Source organism: Deltaproteobacteria bacterium (assembly GCA_013151235.1).
Lineage (GTDB): Bacteria > CG2-30-53-67 > CG2-30-53-67 > CG2-30-53-67 > CG2-30-53-67 > JAADIO01.
The window spans coordinates 1-12434 of record JAADIO010000013.1; the positions used below are offsets into that span (position 1 = coordinate 1).

A 12434-nucleotide genomic window follows, 5' to 3' on the forward strand; every position below is an offset into this window, starting at 1 on the left:
ATGGTATAGAATTTCGCCCATTTGAAGAGAAAAGAGGACATGACCAGAATGGTCAGCCCCAGGAGCATCTGCAGCGCCCGGGTCCCCTTGAAGAGCTGAAACGACTTATAGAGGACATAGGCCACAATGAAGATATCGACGGCATCCTGCCAGCGGAAGGTATGGAGAAACCATCGAACCAGGTTTGCAATTTCCATCCACATCATCCGACCTGCTTTCTTCGTGGTCTTGTTCGCAAAATCCGCAACGTACCGGGAGGGTCGACCAACCCGTCTCTGCACGCAGACCCGCCCCCGGCTCTACGGCCCGGGATATTCAGTTCCGCTGCATCACGGCATCGGCCATTCGAACGGCCCGTGCGGTTTCCCGAACATCATGCACCCGCACCAGATTCGCACCGTTCAATACCCCCAAAACCGCCGTCGCAAGACTCCCTTCCATCCGTTCGGCCACGGGAAGGTCAAGGATGGCACCGATCATGGATTTTCGGGAGGTCCCGAGGAGGAGGGGACGGCCCAGCACTTTGAACTCGGAGAGATGTTTCAACAGATCGAGATTATCCTGAAGACGTTTTCCAAAACCGATCCCGGGGTCCAGGATCATCTGTTCATCCCGCATTCCCGCGGCCCGGCCGATCTCCATGCTACCCTCCAGGTAGGCCAGAACCTCCCCCACAACATCTTCATAAGAAGGATCCTGCTGCATATCCTTCGGCGTCCCCAGGATATGCATCAAAACCACGGGCACATCCCGTTCGGCAACCAGAGAGGCCATCTCCGGATCGAACCGCAAACCGGAGATATCGTTAATCATGTGTGCCCCGGCATCAAGAGCCGCCCGGGCAACAGAAGCCTTGCAGGTATCAACGGAGATCCGAAGCCCCGCCTCCCGGACGAGACGTTCCACCACCGGCAGAACCCGTTTAAGTTCTTCCTCCTCCGGAACCCGCGCCGATCCCGGCCGGGTCGATTCCCCGCCGACGTCAATGAAATCCGCTCCCTCTTCCGCCATCCGTATCGCCTGTATGACAGCAGCATCCACGCTGTCGTATGCGCCGCCGTCGAAGAAGGAATCGGGCGTCACATTGAGGACCCCCATGATGTAGGTTCGTTCTCCCAGATCAATAAGCTCGGAGCCGAACCGGCAGGGAAAGCGGTTCTGGTTGAAGGAGCGAATGCACAAGGCCAGATCATCGGCAAGAGCGGGCAAACCGAAGAAGTTCTGCCGCTTCAGTTTACGGACCAGCCCCCGGTAGTGCCGCTCTGTCGCCACCATCAGAACGTCCGTCGTCTCCACGGAATGGGTCAGAGTCCCATGAGCAACGGCACAATCGCCCCCCCGGGAGAGCAGCTCCTGTTTGAGAAGGTTGGCAACAGGGCAGGGAACATCCGAAAGACGGATCATGCGCGTCAATCCCTTGGGAAACATCAGACCGATCCCCGGCGGATCTGCGCCAAGACGCCTCATTTCATGAATGATCTCCTCCCGTGTGTTAAGCTGCAGGATTCGCATCCCGTACTTCATTCACCAACCTCTTGGGGGAGCTTTCCATTAATGAGTTCATCGATCTGTTCCGCGCTGAGAACCTCGACCTCCAGCAGGTTTTCGGAGATCCGCTTCAAAGTCTCCAGGTTTTCTTTAAGAAGAGTTCGGGCTTTCCCGTAGCACTGCGTGACAATCTGTTTCACCTCGGTATCGATTTCCATTGCCGTCGCCTCGCTGTAATCCCGATGCTGGGAAATCTCCCGTCCGAGAAAGATCTGCTCATCTTTCTTCCCGAAAGAGAGCGGCCCCAACTGGTCACTCATCCCCCACTCACAGACCATTTTCCTTGCGAGCGAAGTCGCCTGCTCAATGTCATTGCCTGCCCCCGTCGTCATCTGGCTGAAGATCAATTCCTCCGCCGCCCTCCCGCCCATCAGAACGGCGATTCTGCCGAGCATGAATTCTTTCGAAAAGGTGTACTTGTCCGATTCGGGAAGTTGCTGCGTAACCCCGAGGGCACGACCCCGGGGGATGATGGTCACCTTGTGAACCGGATCTGTCCCCGGAATCATTTTCGCAACGAGAACATGACCGGCCTCGTGGTAAGCGGTATTCCGTTTTTCCTCATCACTCATGATCATGCTTTTCCGTTCCGCCCCCATGAGAACCTTGTCCTTGGCCTCTTCCAGGTCGGTCATTTCCACCTCATCCTTGTTCCTGCGTGCGGCAAGCAGCGCCGCCTCATTCACGAGATTGGCAAGATCGGCGCCGGAGAAACCGGGCGTGCCCCGGGCCAGAACATGAAGATCGACTTCCGCTGCGACGGGGATCTTTCGGGTATGCACTTTGAGTATCCCTTCCCTCCCCTTGATATCGGGGTTCGGCACAACCACCTGCCGATCGAAACGGCCGGGCCGCAGGAGGGCCGGGTCGAGAACATCCGGCCGGTTTGTTGCAGCAATCAGGATCACACTCTCATGGGATTCGAAACCGTCCATCTCGACCAAGAGCTGATTCAAGGTCTGTTCCCGCTCGTCATGCCCGCCGCCGAGGCCGGCGCCACGGTGACGACCGACGGCATCAATTTCATCAATAAAGATGATGCAGGGGGCATGCTTCTTCCCCTGATTGAACAGGTCGCGTACCCTGGACGCCCCCACACCGACGAACATCTCGACAAAATCGGAACCACTGATGGTAAAAAACGGAACGTCCGCCTCTCCGGCGATGGCCCGGGCCAGCAGGGTCTTGCCTGTGCCGGGAGGTCCCATCAGGAGGACCCCCTTCGGGATTTTCCCGCCCAATCTCTGAAATTTCTTGGGATCCTTGAGATACTCGATGATCTCCTGCAGTTCATCTTTGGCCTCATCGATCCCGGATACATCTTTGAAAGTCACCTTCTGCTGATCTTCATTGAGCAGTTTCGCGCGGCTCTTCCCGAAAGAAAGTGCCTTGTTCCCTCCCCCCTGCATCTGCCGCATGAAGAAGACCCAGACGCCGATGAGGAGCAGAAAGGGAAACCAGGAAACCAGGATCGTTACAAAAAGTGATTCCTTCTTCGGCGGTTTGGCAACAATTTTGACCTCCTTTTTTCGCAGGTCATTCACCAGCTCGGGATAATTCGGTGAATAGACCTTGAAGGTCTTGCCTTCATTAGTCTTCCCGTGAATCATCCCTCCATCTTCGATCACGACCTCACTGACGTCTCCCGCATCGACCTTATTCATGAACTCGGTAAAAGAAACTTCACGGACCATTTCCTTCTGGTAACTAAAAAGATTGAAGAGCAGGACCATCACCATTCCGATGACGAGCCAGAGGGTCAAGCTTTTGTAAAATGAATTCACGAAAGACCTCCGGTACAAAGGAGAAGCCCCATAACACAAAAGGTGGCTTCATCTTCTATCTTATTGAAATTAATTAATATTTCACGTTATTGATTTTCAGATCCTATCACAAACTCCCTCATGTGACAACAGAAAAAGGGCTGAAATTTATAGTGATAAGGAGTCATCACTAAAAATGGTGTATCGATAAACAGAGGATCCGGGCTGTCTCTTCCCCGACGGCAAAACGGACATCGGTGCGCAGCCCGCCGATCCAGAGGATCTCATCCCGCCCGTTGACCAGGAGGGGGAGACGATTCCGCCGGGAGCAGGGGATCTTTTCATCGATGAGAAACCGTTTCACCTTCTTCGTCCTTCCAAAACCGGAAGGACGGAAGCGGTCTCCAGGCCGTCGGGTTCTGACCCTCAGCGGCAACACGCATTTATCGTAATCAAAACAGGCGGTCATAGAAGATGAGGAGAAGGGAACCTTTGAATCAGCGGCCAGGATCTCCGAGCGCACCTCAATACCGAGAGCCGGAATCCGCCCGGTCCCCGGAATCGGAATTTCATACATCCCCGGCGATACCTCCGCCCGCACCGCCCGCAGAAATTCCAGTCGATCGTAAACCTTGCGTACCTGCATTCCGCAGGGCAGATCAATGCGGGCCGATGACCCCCCGGCCTTCATCAAACGGATCACGGCCTCCACCTGCTCGAAGCTCCCTCCCTGCAGGGCATCATCCAGCTCGCAAAGTGCCTGCCGGATCACCCGCCGCAATAATGCCGGCGGCAGGGAGCTGAGCGGATCGCAGAGCAGTGCGATCCCCCCATCGAGGGGAATGGGATGAAACTGATCCGCCGCCAACTCCGAAAGCAAGGTCTCCTCATCCCGAAGAATTTCGGCGGTCCGGCAAAGATCTTCGACAAGATTGGGATTGTACTCTTTCTTCAAAACCGGCAGAAGTTCCCGGCGAATCCGGTTTCGAAGATAGATCGTCTTTTCGTTGGATCGATCCTCCCGCCAGGCAATTCCCTCCCCCATCAGAAAATCCTGAATCTCACGGCGGGTCACCTGCAGGAACGGACGAATAATTCCGGGAGAACGTTGAAGGGGAATTCCGGCGAGGCCGCGGGTACCCGAACCCCGGAACAGGCGCATGAGAAGGGTTTCCGCCTGATCATCCGCGTGATGCCCTAAGGCGACCCGGTCCGCATAAAACCGCTCGACGGTACGACGGAGGAAATCGTATCGTACCCTCCGGGCCGTTTCCTGGGCCGACCCCTTCTTCTCCGTTACCAGGGCCGGGACATCGACAAATTCGGAAACGAGCGACAACCCGCGACGCGCCGCTTCGGCCTCGCAGAAGTCCCGGTCTCCCTCCGCCTCGCCCCCCCGGAAACCATGGTTAAGGTGCGCCGGGATCAAGGTCAGGTCATAACATTCCCGCAGACGGTACAGGACCTCGAAAAGCGCCATGGAATCGGGACCTCCCGAAAGAGCGATGACCACGGTATCGCCTCTGGACAGGAGTCCATGCTGCTCGATCGTTCTTTTAATTTTGGAGATAAATTTCGTCGGCATGATTCTTTGTTGGTTTCCAGAGCCATCCTCTCGCCAAACTCGCAAAGAACGCAAAGAAAAAAGAAGCAGTTCATTTTGATCTTAAACTTTGTGCTTTTGACCCTTTGTCCCTTGTCTTGTCCTTCGGTCAAATCACATCATCGTATACTTCGGTCCTCCCCCCCCTTCCGGCGGAACCCAGGTGATAATCCCGTAAGGATCCCGGATATCGCAGGTCTTGCAGTGAACACAGTTGGCAAAGTTGATCCGCAGTTTTTCCTCCCCACTCTCCTCGTCTGCGACCATCTCGTAAACCCCGGCGGGACAGAATTTCACGCAGGGATTTCCGTATTCTTCCCGGCAGCGGCCGTGGCAGATCGAGGGATCCTCAACATGGAGGTGACAGGGCTGATCCTCATCGTGTGTTGTCCCGGAATGATAGACCGAGGTTACCTTGTCAAAGGTCAAAGTCCCGTCGGTAATCACCGGCTCCTTCACGGCCCCCTTTTCGTGATAGTCGGCCACTTTTTTCATCTGCTCGCAATCGGCCTTCTCCGATTTCCAGTTTGTCAACCCCTTGCCCCCCGTCACCATCCCGAAGGCGGCGTTGAGCATCCCGGTGATCCGCCCCCGGTCAAACGCCTGGTGAAAATTCCGGGCCGCCCGGAGATCCTGCCACACATAACTTTTCCGGAGACTCTCCTCGTAGCCGGCCAGCACTTCGCGGGAGGCATCCCCCGAAAGCAGCGCCGAGAAGGCCGCCTCCGCCGCCAGCATTCCGGACTTCATGGCAAGATGAACTCCCTTGATCCGCCGGCTGTCAAAGAGAGCGCCGTCATCTCCGACCAACAGCCCGCCGTCAAAGGCAAGCTGCGGCACGGAATGATAACCACTTATGGAGACTGTCTTGGCACCGTATTCGAGGAGTTTTCCCCCCGAGATCATCTGTTGGATGAAATCATGATCCTTGTAACGCTGGAAAGCCTCGTGCGTATCGAAGAAGGGATCGGGCGAATTGACCCCGGCCAGCAGTCCGAGGATCAGCCGGCGGTCCGCCATGGGATAAATGAAGCCCCCGCCGTAAGTGTCCGGGGGGAGCGGATGACCGAGGGTATGAATCACCTCGTCCGAAACCTCATTCCCTTCCGGTAGTTCCCAGACCTCCTTCACCCCCGTCAAGTAACCGATGGGGGCCTTTCCCTCCGCCAGACCGAGACGGGGGATCAGGGTCTTGGCCAGATTGCCCCGGGGCCCTTCCCCGAAGATCGTCACACGGGCCACAAGATCGATCCCCGGTTCGAAATTTCCTTTGCGATTCCCCTCCTTGTCGATTCCCTTGTCTCCGGTCCGGACACCGATGACCCGATCGCCTTCGTAGAGGACTTCAATACCGGGAAAACCGGGGAAGATCTCACAGCCCGCTTCCGCGACCAGACTTCCCAGCCAGCGGTTGAAACGGGAAAGGGAAATCACCAGTCCTCCCCGGTTTTCCAGGGGCGGCGGGATGAAAGGAGAATGGAACTGAGAGACGGAAGTCAGATAATAGAGGGACTCCTTCCGAACCACATGTTCGATGGGGGCCCCCTGTTCTTCATAATCCGGGACGAGTTCCTTGAGAGCAACGGGGTCCAGAACGGCCCCCGAAAGAGAATGTGCCCCGATTTCCGCCCCCTTCTCCAGGAGAACGATCATCGGCTCTTTCAGTGCCTCACCCTTTGCCTCCCCTCTTTCCACAAGGTCATTGTGTTTCGCAATCTTCCGCATCAGGTACAGTGCCCCCGACAGGCAGGCAGGCCCGCCCCCGACGAAGAGTACATCCACCTCCATTCGTTCCCGGCTCTCCATGGGTCCTCCTCTCCAAAAAGATGAAGGGTAAGTTCTGTCGGCATTATACCATTTTCATTTCCACTTTCAACCTGAAGTGTTCGAAATATTATCTAATGTTTTACATGCAAAGTATTCCATAACAGTATGTTTTATATATGTTTACCATTATATTCAAAACAGGGTTGAAATATTTGCGTTCATACACTATATTTAAATCGTCATTTTGCTGAAAACAATTTTTCGTCTGATCTAAGTGGTCCTGTTCGTAAATAGTGTGACACACTGAGAGGGTTGCAGGCTCATCCGGAACCGTACAGGAGGAAAGCGCTATGCAGGAGGGGAAAGAAGAGATTCTGCTTGTCGACGATGAACCTACTTTATTGAAATTAGGAGAACGACTTCTGACGACCCTGGGCTACACGGTCCGAACCGCCGACAACGGGAAAGATGCCTGCCGGATCTATCGTGAAGGAAGTTCCGAGATCCAACTGGTAATCCTGGACTATCTCATGCCGGGCATGAGCGGAGAGGAAACCTTTTCCGTTCTGAAAGAGATCAACCCCAGTGTTCGTGTCCTGCTTACCTCGGGACTTGACGGGGAAGGAGAAGTCCGGAAACTGATCGACACAGGAGTTCAGGGATTTATCCCGAAGCCCTTTATGCTCCAGGATTTCTCCCAAGCCGTACGAAAGGCCCTTGACAAACCGATCGGCGCCACCCCCAAAACGTAAAATCCGTTCAAGCCTAATCCGCATCACGGTATAACGGGATACGCAGGATGCAGACCGCCTGCCCGGATTCATTCCGGATCTCCATCTTACCGTGATTGGCCTGGACGAATCGAAAAATGATATTCAACCCCCGACCCTGCACCTCTCCCCGCCGCACTTCTTCAATCTTTTCCTTCGGAACCTCACCCGTATTCCGCACTTCCAGAGCGGCCATAGGCCCGTCAAGATAGGTTCGCAGGGCAACCTCCCCCCCCTGATCGGGGACAGCCCGGGAGGCATTGTTCAGCAGATTGTCTAAAATCCGTTCCAGGCCGAAGCGGGAGCAAAAGACCCGGAGGTCCGGTTCCAGAACCGCCGGACGGACAAGGACATTCCGGCGCCTCGCCTCCCGGAGTGTCTCTTCGTTGATCCGGTACCGGGCAAGAGCAATCTCGCTCAGATTGACGATCTCTTCCCGGCCTTCAACACTCATGGAAAAGGTCAAATCCTGAAGGCGCGTCGTCTCCCGGACGACAATATCCAGGTAGGAGGCCAGCTTTTCCCGCAGGGCTTCCGGTTTCGCTCCACTGATCAGTTTCCGTGCCCGGGCGGCAAAGCCGGCGATGGCAATGGCCGGATTCTTGAAATCATGGAGCACATCATCAAGGAGTTCCAACCGCGAAGCCTTGAGAATCTCCCGGCCGAAAAAGCTGAGAAGCTCAATCTCCTCTTCCGAAAAGAAGCGCCGCTGGTCCATAGCATAGAACATCATGATATACCGCACGATCTGATTGACATGAAGCGGAACGAGAAGAATCGAATGGATTTTGTTCCGTTGCACAAACGCCCGGATTCCCCGGCTCGTCATCAGGCTCCTCGCCGGCTCCTTGATCAACAGGTAGGCCGGATCGACACGCTCACAGTCATACTCTCCTCCGGGAATCGTTTTGTGAACAACACATTCGAAATAGGGATGGTGACTGACCGTGTAGGTATACCCCAATTCATGGTAGGTCTTCTCCAGCGGATAACCCGCCTCCAGGCGGATGTATTGCTGGTCCCTGGAAACGGAGAAGAGGGAACAGCTCTGTACCTGAAGGAATTCACCGATTTCCGGTATGAGCTGGGAAAAAAGATCCCTGAGTTTGACCCCTTCCCGGTTACTCAACTTCACAAAAATCTTTTCCACGATCTTTTCCTTGCGGGTGTTCAGTTTCTGCAGATCGAGGATCTTCTTCTTGGCCAGCACATAGCTGACCCGCCGCGCCAGGAGTTCCGCATGAATCATCAAAAGAGCGCCGAATTGCCGGTTATCCTCTTTGAAATAGATCTGGAGTGAACCCAGAATATCTTCGTCACGTCCCATGAATCGCGGGATTCGCAGAGGAACAGCCAACAGGGAACGGTAGCCCTTTCGCTCCACAATCTCCTTGTTCTTGTAATTGGGGTCCTTGAGAATACTCGGAACGGCGATACTATGATGCTCCTTCACCACACGTCCGGCAATGGAATCGTGAAAAGGGATCGACATCAACCGCTCATCGTCCGGATACCGGTAAGAACCGAAGCTGGTCATCTTCAGAGTTTCCGGATCAAATAACCGAATCGACGCGGCCTCGGCATCCAGATTGTGGACGATCCGTTCGGCGGCGATCTCCAGGATCTTCTTCTCCGGAAGCCCCGGATCGATCTTCATGATCTCTTCCGTCTCTTCGATTAACCGGGATAGAACCCCGGAGAGGCAATCCTCTTCAATGGCCCGGGCAAGTGCCTCCCGGTCGGCATCATTCAACGAAAGCCGCTGAAAAACGGGATGGGTGGAAAAGAAATTTTCCAGACGCCCTTTCATTCGCCCTCTTCCTTTCCGGTATTTTTCTCCGCACTCCCCCGGTCCAGGACCGGAATCTGAATCACAAAAGTGCTCCCCCGGCCCTCAACACTCTTCACGGAGATAGTGCCGTGATGTTCCTCCACAATCCGGCGACTGACGGAAAGTCCCAGTCCGGTCCCTTCAGCACTCTCTTTCGTGGTAAAGAAAGGATCAAAAATCCGGTCGAGGTTTTCCGAAGGAATTCCTGTCCCGGTATCCTGGATCTCGACCCGGACCCACTCCATACCGTCCTTCACGAAGGGTTCGGTAACAACCGTCAGGGTCCCCTTCCCGTCCATCGCCTGAGCGGCGTTGAGGATAATATTCATCAAGGCCTTTTCCATCTGTCCCCGGTCTCCGAGAACCCTCGGAAGAGCCGGATCGATCCTGCGGACCACCCGGATCTCTTTCTCTTTCAACTCGTCACGATTCATCGCAATCCCCCGCTCCAGGATCTTTGACAAATTGATCTCCTGCAACTCCCGGGCCGGGCCGTGGGTAAACATCAGCAGGTCCCGGAGGATCCTCTCCAACCGGGCCGTTTCGTCCACGATGATCTGGACATAACGTCTCTCCCGGGAATCGGGATCGATCGTATGCAGACATTTCCGGGCGAAGCCGCCGATGGAAACCAGGGGATTCCGAATCTCGTGGGCCACGTCGGAGGTCATCCGGCCCAGTGCGGAAAGCTTTGCCGTCTCCACCAGTTTCTGCTGGGCCTCTTCAAGGTTTTTCAACGACTCCTCCAGATGATGATTCAAAAGGGAGATCTTTTCCCGGTCCTTCCGCATCATCCTCGAGAGAAGCCCCGCCGAAATCGAGAGAATGTACAAAAAGAAAATCCGCAGCGCAAAATCCGTCCAGTGCATGGAATATCCGCTGTCCACATAACTTACGAAATAGATCAGGCCGGAGGCCGTCGAGACGAACAACCCCACGACCAGTCCGTAATAAAAGGAATGAAGGGCAACCAGAATATAAAAGGCGATAAAAAAACTGCTGGCCGCCCCTCCCGTCAGCATGAGGAGAAGAAAGATAAACAGGAGATCAAAAAGCATCCCCACGAGATAAAAAAAACGGATTCGTTCCAGATTGAAGAAAATGGTTACATAGAGAACGGAGACATAAAAGGAGTAGAAGAGAAAAACGCTGAAGGCCCGAAGTTTCAGGTCATGGTTCAGGGGGACAAAATAGAGCCAGCTCAGACCGCCGGCCAACACCACCAGACGAAGCCCCAGGAAGAGATTATCCATGGGACCGAAGGAAGGCGCTGAATCCTCCTGAAGGAGATGTGGATCGAAAGTGTCCTGCATCAATTCCTCCATGATGGAAGTTTACTATACCTCGAAACGGTAGGATTGCATAGAAAAAGTTTAGCAGAAAAGCCGAAATGAAGTCACGAAGATCAACGGAAGGTTTTCCACCGACGCCTATCCTCTGCCGATCCGCCTGAATCCGAGAAGGGGAAGGGCTCCGATGAGAAAGAGGATCGATCCGGCCAGGGCCACCCGCGCGCCGGGGTCGTCGGCCACCTCACAAACGGCGTAAGGAATGGGGCGGAAGCCGAAAGTCTTCAGGTAGATCGGGATACCCTTGTAGAAGGCCGGCGCGTTCGGTGCCAACGTCCGGGTCACGCTCCCCTCTTTCGTGATCAACACGACCTCTGCGGAATAGTCCTTCGGCATGCCGTTGGGATAAGGAACATAATCAATGCGGCTCAACCGCAGTTTCAGATTGAGCCGGGCAACCGAAACGGCATGTCCCTTCGGCAGGACGATCCCGCTCTCACGGAATCCGGTGGAAGCGGAGACGAGGTGTGCCAGCAGAATCAGGAGAAAACCGGCATGGGTGATATGGGCGAAAAGTGACGGGCCGATCCGGAGGGAACGGACCGTACAGACCAGGGTGTTGAGCGTCAGGATCGCCATCAGGAATATGGCAAGAGGAAGCCATCCGTTCTGCGGAAAGAAGGCCCGGCCGGACCTTCTCCACCACGCAAAAAGCGGCGCGGCGTTCATTCCCCGGTGCGCCTCGGGAAAGAGAGGCATCAGAACAGCACCGAGCAGGAATACGGCAATGAGGAGCGTCAGGACCCAGACCGTCAGTTTCAGTGAGGAGAACCAGCGTAAGAGGAATGGCATCCATCATCCCTTTCAAAATCTTTCTCTGACAAATTCCTCCGATCCCCTATTTTCACAAAGGCACAGGCGTAAAGGGGCAAAGGAACATAGGCACAAAGTTCAAAGTCAAAGTCAACAGCAACGGTATTCCCCTCATTTCCGTATCAGAAGGAATGGGACGACTTCATAAGCAACCCCACTCCCGCATAAGTGAAAAGCACGACGGCAAATCCGGTCATGGCCAGCACAGCCCGCGTCGAATCCTTCCACCCTCGAACGATGCGGGCGTGAAGATACAAAGAGTAGTAGAACCAGACGATCGTCGTCCAGAGTTCCTTCGGTGTCCAGAGCCAGTAAGTCCCCCATGCATAATAGGCCCAGATCCCGCCGGCGATCATCGCCACGGAAAACAAAAGATAGCCCCGGAGATTCGCACGGTATTCGGCTTCGAGGACCTCCTCCCTGCGACCGGAAAGAAAATAGTCGAGCCCGCCTAAAAATCCGACGGCAAAAAGGGCATAGGAAATGAAGGAGAGCCCCACATGGATTTCGAACCAGACCGTTCGGAGCACCGGTGGAAGGGGGTACAATTCCCTCGGCGCCAGGAGATCACAGGACAACATCATCGCTGCAAGGATCGTCCCCCCCTGAAGAAAAGTCATCCGGCGGTATTTCCGGTAGAAAAGTCCGCTGCAAACCGCCGTCGCGAGGGCAAAAAAAGAGAGTGTGTCAAAGACCCCGGCCAAGGGAATCCTGCCGGCCGAAACGGTTCGGATGGAAATAGCAATCGTATGACAAGAGACGGCGGTGAAAAGTGCAATCCCCTTCATTCGGAAAGAGAGAAAGACCGAGATGAGATAACCTGCCAGGGCGGCATAAAAGAAACCGTCAAACCATTGATGTGACAAGGGCATCATCATTTTGTCATTGTACATGGATCGGCCTTTTGCCTCAAGGAAGAAAGTCTCTTTGTTTGACAAAAATCGAAGAGAAGGGCTATATTCTTTGAGACATGAAACCGGAATTTGTGGA

General features: G+C 54.7%; 10 protein-coding genes. 1 reads left to right on the plus strand and 9 read right to left on the minus strand.

Going from position 1 to position 12434, the window contains the following annotated elements; genetic code table 11:
- The 5 genes from GXP58_02615 to GXP58_02635 all read right to left on the minus strand — a co-directional run.
- A partial coding sequence (locus tag GXP58_02615; protein ID NOY52495.1) for a hypothetical protein occupies window positions 1-206 on the minus strand: 206 nt, incomplete at its 3' end.
- Window positions 207-315: 109 nt separating this feature from the next.
- Window positions 316-1524 (minus strand): dihydropteroate synthase, encoded by a 1209-nt coding sequence (gene folP / locus GXP58_02620; protein ID NOY52496.1) that lies wholly within the window; start codon window positions 1522-1524, stop codon window positions 316-318.
- Window positions 1521-3332 carry an ATP-dependent metallopeptidase FtsH/Yme1/Tma family protein gene (locus GXP58_02625; protein NOY52497.1) on the minus strand — a complete coding sequence of 604 codons (1812 nt, stop codon included), beginning with the start codon at window positions 3330-3332 and terminating at the stop codon, window positions 1521-1523. Before GXP58_02625 ends, folP begins: the two co-directional genes overlap by 4 nt.
- 169 nt (window positions 3333-3501) lie before the next feature.
- A complete protein-coding gene (gene tilS / locus GXP58_02630; protein ID NOY52498.1) occupies window positions 3502-4896 on the minus strand; it encodes a tRNA lysidine(34) synthetase TilS in 1395 nt (464 codons plus the stop codon).
- Window positions 4897-5028: 132 nt separating this feature from the next.
- Window positions 5029-6720: an electron transfer flavoprotein-ubiquinone oxidoreductase gene (locus GXP58_02635; protein ID NOY52499.1), complete on the minus strand. Its 1692-nt coding sequence runs from the start codon at window positions 6718-6720 to the stop codon at window positions 5029-5031.
- A 311-nt stretch (window positions 6721-7031) separates the two neighbouring features.
- Between GXP58_02635 and GXP58_02640 the strand changes: the two genes are divergently transcribed.
- Window positions 7032-7433, plus strand: coding sequence for a response regulator (locus tag GXP58_02640; protein ID NOY52500.1), 402 nt, complete (start codon window positions 7032-7034; stop codon window positions 7431-7433).
- Window positions 7434-7446: 13 nt separating this feature from the next.
- Here the strand turns inward: GXP58_02640 and GXP58_02645 are convergent, their stop codons facing one another.
- The 4 genes from GXP58_02645 to ccsA form a co-directional block, all read right to left on the minus strand.
- Window positions 7447-9261 carry a GAF domain-containing protein gene (locus GXP58_02645; GenBank protein ID NOY52501.1) on the minus strand — a complete coding sequence of 605 codons (1815 nt, stop codon included), beginning with the start codon at window positions 9259-9261 and terminating at the stop codon, window positions 7447-7449.
- Window positions 9258-10595 carry a hypothetical protein gene (locus GXP58_02650; GenBank protein ID NOY52502.1) on the minus strand — a complete coding sequence of 446 codons (1338 nt, stop codon included), beginning with the start codon at window positions 10593-10595 and terminating at the stop codon, window positions 9258-9260. Before GXP58_02650 ends, GXP58_02645 begins: the two co-directional genes overlap by 4 nt.
- Window positions 10596-10712: 117 nt before the next feature.
- Entirely contained in the window at window positions 10713-11423 is a 711-nt protein-coding gene (locus GXP58_02655) for a cytochrome c biogenesis protein ResB (GenBank protein ID NOY52503.1), read from the minus strand.
- Between the two features lie 143 nt (window positions 11424-11566).
- Window positions 11567-12337 carry a cytochrome c biogenesis protein CcsA gene (gene ccsA, locus GXP58_02660; GenBank protein NOY52504.1) on the minus strand — a complete coding sequence of 257 codons (771 nt, stop codon included), beginning with the start codon at window positions 12335-12337 and terminating at the stop codon, window positions 11567-11569.
- Window positions 12338-12434 lie beyond the last annotated feature (97 nt).